The sequence below is a fragment of the Deltaproteobacteria bacterium genome (genome assembly GCA_019310525.1).
Lineage (GTDB): Bacteria > Desulfobacterota > DSM-4660 > Desulfatiglandales > HGW-15 > JAFDEE01.
Map to the genome: position 1 here is coordinate 1 of JAFDEE010000011.1, position 17,044 is coordinate 17,044.

At 55.1% G+C, this 17,044-nt stretch carries 14 protein-coding genes; 7 read left to right on the forward strand and 7 right to left on the reverse strand.

Translation table 11 applies throughout. The annotated features are described in order from the left end of the window. Positions 1-737: 737 nt before the first annotated feature. The 5 genes from xth to JRF57_02760 all read right to left on the reverse strand — a co-directional run bounded on the left by xth (position 738) and on the right by JRF57_02760 (position 4,394). Complete coding sequence (gene xth / locus JRF57_02740; GenBank protein MBW2302611.1) at positions 738-1,511, reverse strand: exodeoxyribonuclease III; 774 nt, start codon at positions 1,509-1,511, stop codon at positions 738-740. 63 nt (positions 1,512-1,574) lie between these two features. Continuing rightward, on the reverse strand, positions 1,575-2,426 hold the full coding sequence (locus JRF57_02745) for a metal ABC transporter permease (protein MBW2302612.1): 852 nt from the start codon (positions 2,424-2,426) through the stop codon (positions 1,575-1,577). Further along, positions 2,419-3,183 (reverse strand): ABC transporter ATP-binding protein, encoded by a 765-nt coding sequence (locus tag JRF57_02750; GenBank protein ID MBW2302613.1) that lies wholly within the window; start codon positions 3,181-3,183, stop codon positions 2,419-2,421. The genes JRF57_02745 and JRF57_02750 overlap by 8 nt, the downstream gene beginning before the upstream one ends. Next, entirely contained in the window at positions 3,180-4,085 is a 906-nt protein-coding gene (locus JRF57_02755) for a zinc ABC transporter substrate-binding protein (GenBank protein ID MBW2302614.1), read from the reverse strand. The genes JRF57_02750 and JRF57_02755 overlap by 4 nt, the downstream gene beginning before the upstream one ends. A 48-nt stretch (positions 4,086-4,133) precedes the next feature. Further along, a complete protein-coding gene (locus tag JRF57_02760) occupies positions 4,134-4,394 on the reverse strand; it encodes a CopG family transcriptional regulator (GenBank protein ID MBW2302615.1) in 261 nt (86 codons plus the stop codon). Positions 4,395-5,043: 649 nt separating this feature from the next. Here JRF57_02760 and JRF57_02765 point away from each other — a divergent pair. Beyond that, the gene (locus tag JRF57_02765) at positions 5,044-5,496 is read left to right on the forward strand and encodes a hypothetical protein (protein MBW2302616.1); all 453 of its coding nucleotides are present in this window, start codon (positions 5,044-5,046) and stop codon (positions 5,494-5,496) included. Positions 5,497-5,554: 58 nt separating this feature from the next. On the opposite strand, the gene JRF57_02770 is transcribed toward JRF57_02765, so the two are convergent. Together JRF57_02770 and JRF57_02775 are read right to left on the reverse strand one after the other, a co-directional pair. Continuing rightward, complete coding sequence (locus JRF57_02770) at positions 5,555-6,115, reverse strand: manganese efflux pump (GenBank protein MBW2302617.1); 561 nt, start codon at positions 6,113-6,115, stop codon at positions 5,555-5,557. Between the two features lie 294 nt (positions 6,116-6,409). Then, on the reverse strand, positions 6,410-6,955 hold the full coding sequence (locus JRF57_02775; protein MBW2302618.1) for a MarR family transcriptional regulator: 546 nt from the start codon (positions 6,953-6,955) through the stop codon (positions 6,410-6,412). 413 nt (positions 6,956-7,368) lie between these two features. On the opposite strand from JRF57_02775, the gene JRF57_02780 reads away from it, so the two are divergent. The 6 genes from JRF57_02780 to JRF57_02805 all read left to right on the forward strand — a co-directional run bounded on the left by JRF57_02780 (position 7,369) and on the right by JRF57_02805 (position 16,980). After that, positions 7,369-10,221, forward strand: coding sequence for a transporter substrate-binding domain-containing protein (locus JRF57_02780; GenBank protein MBW2302619.1), 2,853 nt, complete (start codon positions 7,369-7,371; stop codon positions 10,219-10,221). A gap of 213 nt (positions 10,222-10,434) precedes the next feature. Next, a complete protein-coding gene (locus tag JRF57_02785) occupies positions 10,435-12,546 on the forward strand; it encodes a response regulator (GenBank protein MBW2302620.1) in 2,112 nt (703 codons plus the stop codon). Next, positions 12,515-13,600 (forward strand): response regulator, encoded by a 1,086-nt coding sequence (locus tag JRF57_02790; protein MBW2302621.1) that lies wholly within the window; start codon positions 12,515-12,517, stop codon positions 13,598-13,600. Before JRF57_02785 ends, JRF57_02790 begins: the two co-directional genes overlap by 32 nt. After that, positions 13,591-14,952: a response regulator gene (locus JRF57_02795; protein ID MBW2302622.1), complete on the forward strand. Its 1,362-nt coding sequence runs from the start codon at positions 13,591-13,593 to the stop codon at positions 14,950-14,952. Before JRF57_02790 ends, JRF57_02795 begins: the two co-directional genes overlap by 10 nt. A 280-nt stretch (positions 14,953-15,232) precedes the next feature. After that, positions 15,233-16,090: an HDOD domain-containing protein gene (locus JRF57_02800; GenBank protein ID MBW2302623.1), complete on the forward strand. Its 858-nt coding sequence runs from the start codon at positions 15,233-15,235 to the stop codon at positions 16,088-16,090. Beyond that, a complete protein-coding gene (locus JRF57_02805; protein MBW2302624.1) occupies positions 16,087-16,980 on the forward strand; it encodes a response regulator in 894 nt (297 codons plus the stop codon). Before JRF57_02800 ends, JRF57_02805 begins: the two co-directional genes overlap by 4 nt. Positions 16,981-17,044: the final 64 nt, after the last annotated feature.

The following is a 17,044-nucleotide window of genomic DNA, read 5'->3' on the forward strand; positions in this document are numbered from 1 at the left end:
ATAGTCCCTAGAGGACAAATCTGCAGACCTCCCCGGGTAAGGGTAACGGCCTCCGCTCCACATCCGCCGCATTTACTGGGGAACCACTTGATGGCTATGGGCTTTGTCCTGTCATGTGGACTCACCCTGGTACCACAGCCTTTTATGCGATTCGTATTCCTCGGATCAGAGCTTTGCCTTAGGCTTCCTTCAGACCCCACCTCGCGGTGGACGCCCTTGCCCTCGGCTAGCAGTTTCCGCCATCAGGACCTGCAGGGGACTTCAACCCCCAAGCCGTTGCCCATGCCGGGCACACATGAACTACTATCGGCTGAAGCCGATAGCTTTAGGGGCCAAGGGTTCAGGGTTCAAGCGAAAATCATTTTACCTTTAATCCCATTACTGTCCAAAATAGAATTATTTTGCTGTTAAATAGAATTATTTTGCTGTTCATTTATAATAAAATCAGATGAATACCCATACATAACGTTTACTCTCAAATTCAGGTTCCTTTGCAGGTCAGCAGAAAGCAGACGCTTCGGATTTTCTCCGTAGCGGGCGTATTTCGGTCCTGAATCAGGACAGATGAAGGGCCAAAATCCGCAGTGAGCGAAGCCATGGAGGGCGGAGTGCTTGCCCGCCGGCTGTTTGGCGGGAACGTTAGCGAGGAGAACAAACAGCTCAGCCTCTGCTTGAAGCGGCAAACTCCTTATTAAAGCCATTGAAGTGGCTTTCTAATCGATGGACCCGGGTTCGGCTTATTCGAATTCGGCCACGAGAAAGGTATGATCGGAAGGCTTTGGTTTCAGCCGGGCCGCCGTGTCGACCCAGGCCTTGATGGATCTTTCGGCCAGGGGGGCCGTTGCGAGGATGTAATCGATCCGCCAGCCCATCTTCCTCTTCAGTGCGTTGGGGATGCGGTAGTCCCAGAAGGTGTAATGCCCTTCCCCCGGCTCGTGTTTCCTGAAAATATCCACCAGCCCCCAATCCAGGAACTCCCTCAGGATGGACTGCTCGTCGGGATGGAAACAGACCTCCCCCCGAAAGGCGTCCGGATCGTACACATCAATGTCCTCCAGGGCAATGTTGAAGTCCCCTGCCACCAGGAGGGGTCGGCCCGGATCATAGGTGGTCCTGATGTGGGCGAAAAGATCCTTTAACCACCGAAGCTTGTACTCGAACTTATCGGTGCCGACGGCATACCCCTGGGGAACATAGACGTTTACCACCGGGATATCCCTGACAACGGTACTGATGAACCTGGCCTGGGAATCCCCCTCTTCGTGCAGGTCCCGCCGAATCCCCTCCAGGGGATGACGGGATACGAGGGCAACCCCATTATAGGCCTTCTGGCCCCGAAAGGCCGTCCGATACCCGATCTCTTCAAAGACCCCTGCCGGGAAATCCTTATCCTGGACCTTGGTCTCCTGGAGGCAGAGGAGATCGGGGTTCCGTTTCTTCAGCCAGTCCAGGAGGATGGGCAAACGGGCCCGGATGGAATTGGTGTTGAACGTAGCGATGGTGAAAGGCATCATTTTTTCCCTCTCAGCACATTGCACTTGTTCGAAGTCGTTTCGACAATGGAGGCCGGATCTTCAGGATCGCCTCCAGCGGTGGATCACCCGATCACCCACGGCCACTGCCAGGTACACTGCCCCGGCCAGGGCTATGATGGTAGCCCCGGAAGGCAGGTCCGGGCCGTAGCTGACCATGATCCCCAGAGTAGTGAAGGATGCCGAAAAAAAAATGGAAAGGACCATCATCTGCCAGAGCCTCTTGGAAAAATGCCCGGCTATGGCTGCGGGCAGGGTGAGGAGCGCGATCACCATCACGATCCCCACCACCGTCACGAGGAGCACCACTGTCAGGGCGGTCATGCAGAGAAGCAGGATATAGTAGAACTCTACCCGGATTCCCCGGATCCTGGCAAACTCCTCGTCGAAACAGACGGCCAGCAAGGGGTTGTAGAAAAGGATCCCAACCAGGAGAATGAATACATCCAGACCGGCGATGAGCCACAGGTCATCCACTGAAACCATCAGGATGTTGCCGAAAAGATAACTCATGAGGTCCTCATTGTATCCCGGTGTCTTGAAGATAAAGAGAACGCCCACGGCCATTCCGATGGCCCACACGGCCCCGATCACCGTGTCTTCCCTCTGCCGTGCATTCAGGCTGACCATTCCTATGATGACGGCCGAAAGCAGGGCGGCCCCGACGGCCCCGTGTATGGGATTCAGCCATTGCCACCCGCAAACCGTCTCAAAATACCTTGCAGCCCCCATCCCCCCCAGCACGCTGTGGGCGATGGCCCCGGCGATGTAAGTGATCCTCCTCGTGACCACGTAACTCCCGATCATCCCGCAGGCAATGCTCGCCAGCAGGCCGGTCAATAGGGCGTACTGGAGAAAAGCCTGGCTCTCAAGATCCGACAAGAACTCACCCATGATCCTCGCCCCTTCCCTTCAGGGTGTCATGCCGGACCATGTGCATGTTGCACCCGTACATTTCATTGATCATTTCACCGGTGATCTCACTGGTGGGATGGACCACCACGCGCCGATTGACGCAGGCCACCCCCTTCACGTAGTGGGAAACAAACCCCAGGTCGTGGGTGACCAATACGATTGTCATTTTTTCGTTGAGCCGGTTCAGGAGTTCATAGAGCTCAGTCTCGATGGCCGCGTCCACGCTGGAAGTGGGCTCGTCCAGGAGGAGAATCTCCGGGTCCGAGACCAGTGCGCGGGCGATGAGGACCCTTTGCTGCTGCCCACCGGAGAGATCCGAGAAGGAACGATTCCTCACCTCGCTAAGTTCCACCTGCTCGAGGGCCTCCCTTGCGGCACTCCTGTCCCTTTTTCCAAAGAATCCGAAGTTGTCCCTGTTCCCCAGCCTGCCCATGAGCACTACGTCCATGACGCTTACAGGGAAAAGTGGATCCAGGGAGGCATGCTGGGGCATATATCCGATGCGGGCCCGGGCCTTCACCGGTGCTTGCCCGAACACCCTCACACTCCCTTGGGAAGGCCTGAGTAATCCCAGAATGAGCTTGAGTAGGGTAGTCTTACCTCCTGCATTGGGGCCGACGATACATAAAAAATCCTTCTCATAGACCCTGAGATAAACCTCTTCCAGAACAAGATGGCCGTCGTAAGAAAAGGAGACCTCTTCCATCTCTATTACCGGTTTCCTCTCCGCTTTCATTGTTTCCTCCCGGCCTCCGAAAGGCCCCCTTCATCCCTTTGAGTAAGGAGACCCTTTCGTAGCGCCTCGGCCATCCGCTCGAGGCCTTTCAGATAGTCCCTCGGGAGAGGATCTATGGGAACGACAGCCCCACCTATGGCCCGGGCTACCTTTTCCGCCAAATTTCTCGCAAACTGGGGCTGAACGAAGATAACCCTCACATGTTTCCTCCTGGCCCTCTCGATGAGTTCCGCCAGTTGTCTCGGGCCGGGTTGCTTTCCCGCTATTTCAACGGCCTCCTGCTTCAGGCCGTAGGAATCACCAAAGTACCCGAAGGCCGGGTGAAAGACAAAGAAGGTCCCCCCCTTCAAGGGCCCGAGAATATCCGCGATCCTTCTATCCAGCCGCTCCAGGTCCTCCAGGAAATTCTGGAGATTCCGTCTGAAGGTTTCGGCCCGCTCAGGGAGCAGGCGGCATAGGGTATCGCAGATGGTTGCGGCCTGGATTCTCACCCTCTTGGGATCCAGCCAGATGTGGGGATCCGGCACCTCGGTACCATCCCCGCGGCTCGTGGAAAAATAGCGGAGAGGCACTCCTTTGCGGGTATCCACGATTTCCAGGTTCTTGAAAGCAGCCTTCACCTTTCGGATGAATCCCTTCTCAAAAGGCGTTCCCACTCTGAAGTATACCCGCGCCCTCCCCAGCCTGGCCATCTGTTTCGGTGTAGGTTCATAGGTTGCCGGGGATTGACCGGGCCCCACCAGGACTTCTACATCCACGGCCTCCCCCCCGATCCTTTCCACGAAGTAGGCCTGGGGAAGGATGCTGACAAAGACCTTCAGCTTGTGGGATCCTGCGTCTACCTTTAGTCCCTGGCCAATCAGGAAACACCCGATGATCACCCAAAACCCTAATCTCCGCATCCTCTTTCTCCCGGGGTCTTTCCACTTCCTTCACTTTAAGAAGGCTCTTCACTTTTTGTGGTATGCGCACACCAGCACCCTTTCATCGCAGTCCCTGCATCGTTTCAAGGGGTGATGGAGGGCGAAGTCGTCCCAGTGGCGTTTCTGGTTCGGGGTGAGCATCCCGCTCCCGTTACAAAGGGGACATACGCTTCCCAGTGCGGCCATGACGGCCCTGCGGATAAACTCTGATCGGTTTGGAATGCCCTTGATGATTTCACGGAAGTCTTCATCCACCTTGAAGGTAATAATATCCTGCTTCTTTTTCATTTTCCCCCCGACTCCCCCTGTATTTTATTACTTTGTAACACCTACTGTATCACGATCGGGCATTCTGTCAATGCACCTTTTAAGTCAACGATCATCGGTCTAAGTCAATGGATTGAGGGTTATGGAAGGAAAAGAGGGGGCCAAAGAACACAGGACCACCGCGGTCAGGATTCAGAATAATTGGTGCAGGGTCAGCTCTTGGTCGGGGCCTGAAAGAGTCGTCTCGAGGGAACCGCCCGGATTTCAGGAGAGGTATTTAGCGCCCATCCATAAATGGCCAATTTCCGCAATCTCTGCGCCTGCCTGTGCCGGACCTATCTGCCATTCCAAGGGACAGGCAGGCACGGCAGACAGGTCAGACCCAGATTTTAATCCTCAAAATACTTCAATGTATGGTGCCTCTGCCGCTTGGCATTCTAAAGCGGGATGGTTAAAATCTTCGCCTTCCTTCGGCAAACTTGGCAATTGCTTAATCAGAGTTTAACGAAACCGACACGATGGCCCTTGATTCCGAGGGTGAAACGTACGATACTTTCCACGAGCATGAATGAACCTCTGTTTCGGGTATCTAGGGTGAACGCCCCAACCGATGGATTTGGCTCATGCTTTCAAGAGGGCTTTCTATCAGCAGATGGCTGGAGCTAAGACCATGAAGAAAGAGATGGATCCCCGGATGCACACCGCCGAACACATCCTGAATCAAACCATGGTCCGTATGTTTGACTGCGGCCGGGCCCTGTCCGCCCACATCGAAAAAAAGAAATCCAAGTGTGATTACCATTTTCATCGTCCTTTGACCGATGAGGAGATTCGAAAGATCCAGCAAAGGGTGAACGCCGTGATAACCGCCGATCTACCGGTCACGGACTTTTATCTGGACCGGGAGGAGGCTGCAAAAACATTCGATCTGGGAAGATTGCCGGAGGCGGCTGGCGAGAGCATCAGGATCGTGAAGGTAGGAGAGTATGATGCATGTCCCTGTATCGGCCCCCATGTGGAATCCACCAGTGAAATCGGGGCCTTCAGGATCGTGTCCACGTCCCACCATGACGGTGTCTTGAGGGTGAGATTCAAGCTCTCAAAGCCTGCTGCGGGGGTCTGAGGGATTTCCTGTGACTCCATCAGTGCTGAAGGAACAGAAAGGGCCTTCGCCATCGGTCTCAGCAGATGGCTGTTGACACCAGGATCCGCAGCCCCAGCAGCACCAGTGCGATCCCGCCGGCCCTTTCCGCCCAAGGCCCCAGGATAGACCCGATCCCCCGGCCCAAGCGTATGCCGATCCACGTCATTCCGATAGTCACCCCACCGATCACCGCAGCGGGAATCCAGACAGGGACCCCGATCAGGCCAAGAGAAATCCCCACGGCCAGCGCATCAATACTCGTTGCGACAGAAAGTCCTACTAAACTCAGGCCCCGGGTCGGGTCTAAATTCCTTCTTTGCTTTTTCGGTCTAAAGGATTCTTTAAACATTCGGGCCCCGATAAACACCAGAAGCCCGGAGGCGATCCAATGGGCAAAGGCGGCCGTGTAAGAGGAGGCCACCGATCCACCCAGCCACCCAAGAACAGGCATGGCGGCCTGGAAGAAACCGAAGTGCCAGGCCAAGCGGAAAACATGGCGGGAGGTCACCCTCTCGAGGCCCGCCCCGACCGCCGCCGCCACGGCAAAGGCGTCCATGGCCAATGCCCAGGCCGTACCAAGGATTGCAAGCACGTCCACTTTGTCCGGCTCAATCTCCTTCTATCGCAACGGGGAGCGGAAAAATCCCCAGGTTACTTTCACCTAAATTGAGCGATCTTCGAGTTTTCAGGAGACCTGCCCGAGGCAGGCAACGCAACGGATCCTGTGAAATCGGAAATCCCGAAGGGTTTCAAAATTTGATGATTTAAAGAAGATACATATGCCATGCCCTTGACCTTACTGGTTGAGACCTTACCCGAGACTACCGTGTACTCTTTTGATATATCTAAATAAAAGGATCTCGTCAAAATTTTGAAACGCTCGGTTTAGGTTTCAGCTGGGTGAATCTTCGTTCAACACTTCGCTTCCACGGGCGGCTCCACCGGGGACCCAACCCTTTTCCGGGAAACAACCTTTTCTCTCCAGCTTCACGTTGTTCCGAATGAGGCGCTTCACCAGTTCCAGGAGAACTCCTTTTTCCTCTGATGAAAGTCCTTTCAACATCAATTCCAGCCAATCGTCCTTTTCCTTCTCGATCTCCTTAAGGGCCTTTCTTCCTTTAGGAGTGATTTCCAAAAGGGTTACGCGTTCATCAGCGGGATCGGATTTCCTCACAATGAAACCCTTTTTTTCCATCCTCTTGGCGATCCCGGTCATGTTGGCGCCCGGCACGAGCATGATGCGACCCACATTGGTGATCCTGTTCCGGCCCCTGTCAGAGGCCTCCAGGACCCTCAAGATATTATACTGGGGGAAAGACAGCCCGAAGTTTCTGAATACGCCCGAATGGACCCTCTTGAAAATCTCAGCCGCCCTCACGATCGCCATGAGGACCTTCTCATTAGTACTCAGGTTGCTCCTGTAAGTGCTCTCCTCCATGGGTCCATCCTATACCCTTTGTCCAGCGTAAAAGCAATATGGAAGTTCGCCGGGCCCGGGGCTTTTCTCCCCGTGAGCCGGTGGACCTGCTCTCCGGCTCTTGAATATTAGCGGTTTACAGTGGGATGAGCCGGAGCACTTTCTATGCCGGAAACACTCATTTGTCTCCTTCAAAAAAAATCCTGTTTGGACAAACATGATCAATGATGTTAAACTATATTTTGGCCGGTTTTTTTCCACAAATGGAGCCACCCCCGGGTAATGGACCCTGAGGGACGTGAACTCCAAAGGACGCACCGAACCAGGAACGGTGACACCTCATGGAAAGGCCCGGTTTTCCCCCGATTCCCCTTTGTTCTTTACTGCGTTCTGCCAAGGATCGCGGGTCAGGGTGCTCCCTGATTTCCCGAACATTGATCATCCTTGCAATCCTTATCTGGCCCGCCCTTTCACCCTTCCCTTGCCCTGCCTCCCCACCCAGGCCGACAGAACTCGTTGTGGGTGGGGACCATAATTTTCCGCCTTACGAATTCCTTGACTCCAAGGGCGAGCCTGCAGGCTTCAACATCGATCTTATCCGGGCCCTTGCCCGGCGGATGGATTTCAGGCTTACATTCCGTCTCGGCCCCTGGTCCCGTGTCAGGAAAGAGCTTGTGACGGGGAAAATCGACCTGCTGGCAGGCATGTTCTTTTCGAAGGAGAGGGACCGGTTCGTTGATTTCTCAACACCCCACACCGTCTTACGCCATGCCCTTTTCACCCGCAAGGGGTCACCCGAAATTCGTTCCCTGGAAGATCTCAGGGGCAAGGAAATCCTGGTCCAGCGGGACGATATCATGCACGACTTCATACGGGAAAGGGTTCCAAAGGAGAACCTCTTCCTGGTAGACTCCCCCCTCGACGCCCTCAGGGTATTGAGCTCCGGCAAGCACGACTGTGCCCTGGTGGCGGAACTCCAGGGACTTTACCTGGCAAAGGCCTATGGCCTTAACAACCTCACCGCCAGGGACCTGGGCTTTCCCTCCAGGAAATACTGCTTTGCAGTAACCCAGGGGCGGGACATACTTCTGGGACAAATCAACGAGGGTCTGGCGATCCTCAAGGAGACAGGGGTCTACCAGGAGATCTACGACAAGTGGTTCGGGGTCCTGGAGCGGAAAGAAAGAACGCGCAGACAACTCTTTTGGATCGCCGGGCTGGCCCTCGTACCTATCCTCTTGATCCTGGGTTTTGTCTTCTTGTGGTCCTGGATGCTGAAAAAACAGGTCGCGAAAAAGACCCTCGAACTCAGGGAAGAAGTGGAGCGGCACCGGCAGACGGCCCAAGACCTCCGCGAGACCCAGGAACGTTTCAGACTGGCCCTGGAGGCCACCAAGGACGGGCTGTGGGAAATACGATACAGGGATGGCTCACACTTTTTCAGCGACAACATGTTCACCATGCTGGGATATGATCCCAAAGATCAAAAAAAATCCCTCGATTTTTTCATTTCCATCTTTCATCCGGAAGATCTCCCCGCCGTAAGGCAGGCCTTCCACAAGCTCCTTCATGACCGGGGCCGGGACGACTACGCCGTGGAGTTCCGCCTCAGGGCCCGGGACGGGGCCTGGCACAACATCCTCTCGCGGGGCCGATGCGTCGATAGGGGAGAGGACGGGAAGGCCCTCCGAATCATCGGCACCCACACGGACATCACAGATCTGAGGAGAACGGAGCAGGCCCTGGGCCTTGAAAGGGAGAACTTCAGGCTTTTGGTGGAGGAATCCCCATTAGGCATATCCCTCATCGATGGAAAGGGCACCTATCTTTACGTGAATCCCAAGTTCGTGGAGATCTTCGGGTACGACCTGAACGATTTTCACACCGGACGGGAATGGTTCCGGACGGCCTTCCCGGATCCGGAAACCAGGAGGCGGGTCATATCGGCCTGGACAAAGGACAACGAGGGTTCCAGGCCCGGAAACGCCGTGAGCCGAATATATACCGTGACCTGCAAGGACGGTAAGGAGAGGGAGGTCCATTTCAGGACGGTGCAGCTTAAAAACAACCAGTATCTTATACTCTACGAGGATATCACCGAGACCAGGAGACTCGAAAGACAGCTCCAGCAGGCCCAGAAAATGGAGGCCGTAGGGACCCTGGCCGGGGGGATCGCCCATGATTTCAATAACATCCTCAGCGTTATCATAGGCCACGCAGACCTGATCCTGACGGACCTTGACCCCCGCCTGCCTTTTTACGACAACATTCTGGAAATCCGGAAGGCTGGGGAACGGGCTGCTTCTCTTACTAGGCGGCTTCTGACCTTCAGCCGAAAACAGGTGGTGGAACCCCGAATCCTGGACCTCAACCAGGTCATTGACGGAACGAAAAAGATGCTGGAGCGGTTGATCGGGGAAGACATCATCCTGAAGACCCGGCTTGAGACCTCCCTCTTCCCGGTATTTATGGATCCGGGGCAGGTCGAGCAAATCCTTTTGAATCTAGCCTCCAACGCCCGCGACGCCATGCCCGAAGGAGGGACCCTGACCATTGAGACGGCCAACAGGGTCCTGGACCCTGCATTTTTCGCGGACCGGGGCGTCAAAGGCACCCCCGGGCCATATGTCATGATTCGGGTCTCGGATACGGGCTTGGGGATGGATGAGGCCACCAGGGAACGAATCTTCGAGCCCTTCTTTACCACCAAAGGGATGGGTAAGGGTACAGGTCTGGGTCTTGCCACTGTTTACGGGATCGTGAAGCAGAGCCGAGGGTTCATTTGGGCTGAGAGCCTGCCCGGAGAAGGCACCTTCTTTGAAATATTCATCCCCAGGACAGAAAGTGAGGGGGATTCCGCCCCAAGAGAATCCCAGAGCCGGAAACCGGAATCCGGAGGCACCGAAACGATCATGGTGGTTGAAGACGACAAGGACCTCAGGAATCTCGCCGCCAGGATCCTGGAAAGCCGCGGGTACACGGTTATTCTTTCCAGGGATGCAAGCTCCGCCTTACAGGTTGTCAGGGAATATCAGGGGCCTATCCACCTGCTCATCACCGACGTGGTAATGCCGGGGATGAGCGGCGTGGAGCTGGCCCGTCGGTTCCGTCCCCTGAGGCCCGGGGCCCGTATCCTATTCATGTCAGGGTACGCCGGTAACAACATCGAGCGTTACGGCCCGCTCGCCGACGGTGACAACCTGATCATGAAACCTTTTACCCCGCAGGAGTTCGTCCGCAAGGTACGGGAAGTGCTTGCCGGCGAACGAAGACCTGAACCCCCATGAGCCTGTATGCTGACCCGGTGAGGCCAACCATTCCATCCCTTTCATCCATCTTCCCCAAGATACCCCGCTGCTTGCAGCGGGACGCTTCATTTTCCTCCCCCACCGGACTAAACCCCTGGGCTGATTCTGCCGATATAGGGATGTGAACAAAAAGAAGGGCGAATCCGTTTTCAGGGTTCTCTACGAAAAGCACGAAAGAAAGGATCGATAGAAATGTCTCGGAAAATCCTGGTCATGGATGACGATCGGCATGTATGCAAGGTACTTAAAAAGCTTCTCGAGGAAGAGGGTTTCACTTGTACGCTGGCATACACCGGTGCAGAGGCACGGGAGCACATCAAGGAACAAACGTTCGACCTTGCCCTGTGCGACATCCGGCTGCCTGATGAATCGGGCCTGGATGTGGCCAGAGCCATCAAGGACCGGCGCCCCGAAACAGCCCTCATGATCATCACGGCCCTCGAGGACCAGGAAATCGCCAAGGAGGCCCTTGATATGGGGGTCTTCGGTTACCTGGTCAAGCCTTTTCACCGTTCCCAGGTATTGATCAGCGTGGTCAACGCCCTCAGGAGGCACGAACTCGAACAAAAGGAGCGTTCTTTTCGAAAGGTCCTGGAGGAAAAGGTGGCCGAGCGGACCAGGGAGCTCCGGGAAACCCTCCGGAGGGTCGAAGAGACCAAAGAGAAGCTCCGGGAGAGTGAGGAACAATTCCGCACCTTAGTAGAGCGATCTAACGACGGGATAGGGATCGTACAGGGTGAAATCCATGTTTACGTAAACAAAAAGTACCTGCAAATATTCGGCTATTCCTCCTTTGACGAGATCATGGGAAAACCCATGGCCCCCCAAATCCATCCCGAGGACCGGGAGAAGGTCTATGAGTACAGCCTGAGACGCCAGAGGGGTGAAAAGGTGCCTGAAAGGTACCGCTTCCGGTGCATTCGAAAGGACGGGAAGATCATCCACATTGAGGTCTCGGCCACCCGCATCCTTTACAAGGGAAGACCGGCCAGCCTCTCCATCCTCCGGGATGTCACAAAAGAGATCAGGATAACGGACGCCCTGCTGAAAAAAACACGGGAGCTCTCGGACAACAAGTCGGCCCTGCAAAAGGCCCTTTCCCAGACCTCCTCCCTGATCCAGCGGGTGGCTAAGGAAAAGAACTTCGGAATTCGGTTCGAAAATCCCAACCTCGTCACCTGCTACGAAATGATGGATTGCGAGGAAAAAGATTGTCCTTGTTTCGGCAAGGGTGCCACCCGGTGCTGGCAAACAAGGGGAACCTTTTGCGGCAAAGAGGGTGAACATCGATTCGAGGGTAAAGCCAGGGATTGCCTTGAATGCCCGGTCTTCCGCAAGAGCTGCTCGGACCCCTTCCACGAGATCGGCGAGCATTTCAACAACATGATGCATATCCTCGAGAAGAAAAACCTCCAGTTGCAGGAGGCGAACCGCGAATTGAAAGGGACCCAGGGCCGGATCATCCAGCAGGAAAAAATGGCCTCCATCGGCCAGCTCGCAGCAGGAATCGCCCACGAGATCAACAATCCCACCGGGTTTATCAACAGCAACCTGGGAACCCTCCTGGAGTACCAGGAAGACCTCCTGAAACTCCTCGGAGAATGCAGGGCATTGCTGGAGGAAATCCAGAAGAGTGAAAGTACCGATAACATCAAAGAGCGGGTGAAGCGCATTCTGGAGATGGAGGAAGAAGCAGATATCGATTTTCTGATGGAGGACATGCCTCAACTCGTCAAGGAATCCATCGAGGGGACTGAGCGCATCAAGAAAATCATAAAAGATCTCAAGGAGTTCGCCCATCCAGGAAAACAGGAATTGGTCTATGCCGACATCAACCACAACCTGGACTCCACCCTCAATATCGTCTGGAACGAGATCAAGTACAAGGCAACGGTAAAGAAGGATTACGGCCCTATTCCGGAGGTACGCTGCTATCCGCAGCAATTGAACCAGGTCTTCATGAACCTCCTGGTCAACGCGGCCCAGGCTATTGAAGAGAGCGGGGAAATCACCATCAAAACCCGGGAGGAGAACGGTTTCGTGCGGATCCAGGTAAGCGACACAGGAAAGGGCATTCCTCCTGAACACCTCTCACGTATCTTCGAGCCCTTCTTCACCACAAAGGAAGTGGGAAAGGGAACGGGTCTCGGTCTTCATGTAGCCTACGACATCGTAAAAAAGCACGGGGGAAGGATCCTGGTGGAGAGTACCCCGGGCAAGGGGACCACCTTTACCGTAGAACTCCCGACCGATGCCGGGGAAGGAGAAGAACATGATGAACCGCACGCTGCTGCTGGTAGATGACGAGCAAAACGTCCTTGGGGCACTTAAACGTCAACTGCGCCGGGAAAGGTACAAGATCCTGGAAGCCTGCTCCGGGCCCCAGGCCCTGCGGCTCCTCGAGGAACAAGAGATCGGCGTCGTCCTATCCGACCTGACCATGCCCGGAATGGACGGAATCACACTCCTGGGAGAGGTGAAGACCCGGTTTCCCGATACCGTAAGGATTCTTCTTACGGGGAACGGGACCCTGGAGAATGCCATGGAGGCCATCAACGGCCTGCAGGTCTTTGCCTTCCTGTCCAAGCCCTGGTCCCGGGAAGGACTGAAGGGAATCCTGGCCAGGGCCTTCGAGCATTATAACCTCATCAAGGAAAACCGGAGGCTCCTCAAGCTCACCCAGGACCAAAACCAGGAACTGATGCGATTCAACAGGGATCTTGAACGACTGGTCCGGGAACGGACCCAACAGATGGACCAGGCCGTGCGGGAGGGCATCCGGATGCTTGCAATCGCCGCCGAAGCCAAAGACGACGATACAGGGGAGCACGTAAAACGAATCCAGGAAATGACCCTTGATATATGCAGGAACCTGGGGCTTTCAGACGAAGAATCGGACCGTATCAGTTTCTTCAGTACCGTGCATGATATCGGAAAAATCCATGTTCCGGATGCAATCCTCAAAAAACCAGGCCCCCTTGACCCGGAGGAATGGGCGGTCATGAAGGCCCATACCCTGGTGGGGAGCCGCATCCTGGGTGTCCATCCCTTTTACCGGACAGCGAGGGAGATCGCCCGGAGCCATCACGAGCGATGGGACGGGACCGGTTATCCGGACGAACTTCGCGGACACGACATCCCCTTGCCCGCCCGGATCGTGGCGGTGGCCGACGTTTACGACGCCCTTACCCATTCAAGGCCCTACAAGGTGGCCTGGCCCGTGGAGAAGGCCCTGGAGGAGATGAAAGCACAATCAGGCAAGGCCTTTGATCCTGAGATCCTCGAAGCCTTTCTCCATGTAATCTCCGAAGAAGGCCTTTTCAACAAAACCGGGAGGAAAAACCACGCATGCCCCTGAAACGTAAACACACGATCCTGCTGGTCGACGACGAAGCGGCCATCATCAATGCCCTTCAGAGACTCCTGCGCAGGGAGGGTTTCAATATCCACTCGGCCTCCAACGGGAAAGAAGCCCTCGAAGTACTGAAGAAGCTCGGGAAAAGGGTATCCCTGATCATCTCGGACCAGAGGATGCCGGGGATGACCGGGTGCGAGTTTCTGGAGAAGGCCAAGGAGATGGCCCCTGACGCCATGAGGTTTCTCCTCACAGGGTATACCGATATGGACGTGGTGGTGGAGGCCATCAACCGCGGAGGGGTTCACCGATACATCAACAAACCCTGGAACGACAAGGAGTTTCGTCTCCAGGTCATCCAGGCCCTGGAGCAGTACGAACTGGTCCTGGAAAACCGTCGACTGACATTGTTGACGAAGAAACAAAACAGGATCCTCAAGGAACTCAACCAGAATCTTGAAAAGAAAGTAAAGGAGCGGACCCGGGAGATCATCGAGAAGAACCGCACCCTTTCCCGGATGAACAAGGAACTGGAGTCCAGCTTTTTCAATACGGTTCGGGCCTTCGCCTCCCTGGCCGAGATGCATGCTCCTCTGCTTGCCGGGCACGGGAGGCGGGTAAGTCTTCTCGCCCGTGATATCGCCCTCATGCTGGAACTGCCGGAAAACGACGTAAACCATATCGAGGTGGCCGGTCTCCTCCACGATGTTGGGAAGCTGGGGCTGCCGGATAAGGTGCTCAATTACCAGGAGGAGGCCTGGAGCGAGGAAGACAAGGTCGCCTATCACAGGCATCCTGAAGAAGGACAGACGATCGTACGTTTCATCAACAGACTGGGCCATGTGGGTCTCCTGATCAGGTCGCACCACGAGCGTTACGACGGCCTCGGGTACCCCGATCGCCTGAGCGAGGAGACCATCCCCCTGGGCTCCAGGATCATCGCCGTTGCCAACGCCTACGATAAGATAGCCCACCTGAGGGTGAACGGAAAATCTCTCCTCAGCGAATACCTCAGGGAAAGGGACACGACCGCAGACGATCTACCCAGGGACGAACTCTACCAGCAGGCCGCCCTTTTTCACTTAAAGAAGCACGCCTTTACCCATTTCGATCCGGACGTGGTAAAATCTCTATTGGGGGTCCTAAAAACAAGGGGAATCCGTTACAAGCAGGAGCAACTGGTTCCTGTAGAAGATCTCCGGCCGGGCATGGTGCTCACCCGTTCCATTTACACGAAGGGAGGGAGATTTCTCCTTCCCCACAATACCACCTTGACCCGGGACTACATCCAGAAACTGCAGGAGATCAACAAACGGGACCCCGTCCTTGAAGGTGTTTATATAATGGGCGAGTGACTTTACTCTAAACTGAGCGTTTCAAAATTTTGATGAGACTTTTTATTAGATATATCAAAAGAGTACATGGTAGTCTCCGGTAAGGTACCATAACCTGTGAGGTCAAGAGCATGCCATATGTATCTTTTTCAAATCATCAAATTTTGAAACCCTTCGGGATATCCGATCTTACAGGATCTGCTGCTTTGCCTGCCTGTGCGCCGTCCCAACGGGACAGGCAGGTCTCCGGAAGACTCGGAAATCGCTCAACTTAGGTTTACGGGAGGAATACAGAGAGACCATGGGTCATCCGAACATCCTAGATCAACTGGATCGCATCCAGGACCTGCCCGCCCTCCCCGCTGTGGCCAGGGAGGTAAACGCCCTGTTGTGCGATCCGGACACTTCCATCGATAAGCTCAGCAGGACCATTGAAAAGGACCAGGCCATCGCCTCATCTATCCTGAAGCTTGTGAACTCGGCCTTCTTCGGCCTGTCCCGCCGGGTGGGAAACATCCCCCACGCCGTGGTTCTCCTTGGTTTCAATACCGTCAGGAACGCTGTTCTGGCCCTTTCCGTGGTCGATCTTTTCAAGCCCGTTCCTTTCCCCGGGTTTGACGCCACCCTTCTCTGGCGACACTCCATCGCCACTGCGGTAACAGGCAGGTACCTTGCACAGGCATCGGGACTCTACCCGCCCGACGATGCCTTTGTGGGGGGGCTGCTCCATGACATGGGGAAATTTTTGCTCTCCCAGTTTTTCCAGGAAGATTTCCAAAAGGCCTGGGAGCTTTCCGAGGAACTGGGAATTCCCCTTCACGAGGCTGAACGGGAAAAGATAGGGATCAACCATGCCCAGGTCGGCAAAAGGCTTGCGAGAAAGTGGAAACTTCCCCCCGGGCTCACTGACGCCATCGGTTCTCATCATGCTTACAAAAAAAGCGCCCAGGAACCCCTTCTGTTAATCCTTGTCCATGCTGCCGATCACCTGGTAAACAGCCTTACCCAGAACCGTTCCAGAGCGATTCGGCAAGGGCTTTTTCCAGAGGCGGAAAAGGCCCTTGGAACGATTCTTGATGATCACGAAAACTGGTTTCCTGAAATATGCGAAGAGATTGATTCCGCCTGCAGATTCTTCCTCAAGGAGCGAAAAGAATGAAACCGGATCTGAAAAAAAATGCCGTTCTCATCGTGGACGATGAGGAAAACATCCTTGGAGCCCTGAGACGGCTGCTCAGAAAAGAGCCCTACAAAGTATTCACTGCATCGAGCGGGGAAGAAGGGCTGAACCGGATCAGGGAGGAAAGGGTCCAGGTGGTGGTATCAGACCAGAGGATGCCGGGGATGAGCGGCACCGAGTTTCTCGCCCGGGTGAGAGAAGAGTTCCCCGATATCATCCGGATAGTACTTACGGGCTACACCAACCTGGATTCCATCATGGAGGCCGTCAATAAGGGGCATGTCTACAAGTTGTTCCTGAAACCCTGGAACGACGAGGCCCTGAAACTGGAGATCCGCCGGGCCCTGGACCAGTATCATCTCGTTCAAACGAACAAAAAGTTGAGCCGTCAGGTCCTTGAACAAAACGAAGCCCTGAAGGCCCTCAACGAGAACCTAGGGAACCTCGTGCATGAGAGGACCAGGGAACTGGAGGTCCAGAACCGGGCGCTCGAACTCTCCCGTGAAATCCTCGAACATATCCCTCTACCAGTCCTGGGGGTCAGTTCAGACGGGTTGATCGTACTGAAAAACCGGGCCGCAGAGTCCCTGCCCTTTCCCCCAGGCGCCGCGGGCGTCGGAAAACACTTCTCAGAATGCTTTTCACCCCTGATGACCCGAAAGGCCAAAGCGGCTGTTTCCTCAGGCATTTCCCAAACCCTCACGGCCTGCCGGATCCTTGATAAACTGTACGATGTGGAGATGATTCCTTTGAAAGGGAAATTCGAGGGCAAAGGGGTCATCCTCGCATTTCTGCCTGCATCCGGATCAGGGGGTTCAGGGGGAAAGGAAGAGATGACCTTTCTTGAAGGAGCGAGAGCTCACCTCTGAAAAGAAGGGATAACGAACGGGGAGTGCCACAAGCTCCTGCCGGGGGAGTGTCGCTTTGGGATGA

Coding starts and splice junctions, on each gene's coding strand:
- xth (MBW2302611.1), bottom strand. CDS start 1,511: ATGCCTTTCACCATCGCTACGTTCAACACCAATTCCATCCGGGCCCGT.
- JRF57_02745 (MBW2302612.1), bottom strand. CDS start 2,426: ATGGGTGAGTTCTTGTCGGATCTTGAGAGCCAGGCTTTTCTCCAGTAC.
- JRF57_02750 (MBW2302613.1), bottom strand. CDS start 3,183: ATGAAAGCGGAGAGGAAACCGGTAATAGAGATGGAAGAGGTCTCCTTT.
- JRF57_02755 (MBW2302614.1), bottom strand. CDS start 4,085: ATGCGGAGATTAGGGTTTTGGGTGATCATCGGGTGTTTCCTGATTGGC.
- JRF57_02760 (MBW2302615.1), bottom strand. CDS start 4,394: ATGAAAAAGAAGCAGGATATTATTACCTTCAAGGTGGATGAAGACTTC.
- JRF57_02765 (MBW2302616.1), top strand. CDS start 5,044: ATGAAGAAAGAGATGGATCCCCGGATGCACACCGCCGAACACATCCTG.
- JRF57_02775 (MBW2302618.1), bottom strand. CDS start 6,955: ATGGAGGAGAGCACTTACAGGAGCAACCTGAGTACTAATGAGAAGGTC.
- JRF57_02785 (MBW2302620.1), top strand. CDS start 10,435: ATGTCTCGGAAAATCCTGGTCATGGATGACGATCGGCATGTATGCAAG.
- JRF57_02790 (MBW2302621.1), top strand. CDS start 12,515: ATGATGAACCGCACGCTGCTGCTGGTAGATGACGAGCAAAACGTCCTT.
- JRF57_02795 (MBW2302622.1), top strand. CDS start 13,591: ATGCCCCTGAAACGTAAACACACGATCCTGCTGGTCGACGACGAAGCG.
- JRF57_02800 (MBW2302623.1), top strand. CDS start 15,233: ATGGGTCATCCGAACATCCTAGATCAACTGGATCGCATCCAGGACCTG.
- JRF57_02805 (MBW2302624.1), top strand. CDS start 16,087: ATGAAACCGGATCTGAAAAAAAATGCCGTTCTCATCGTGGACGATGAG.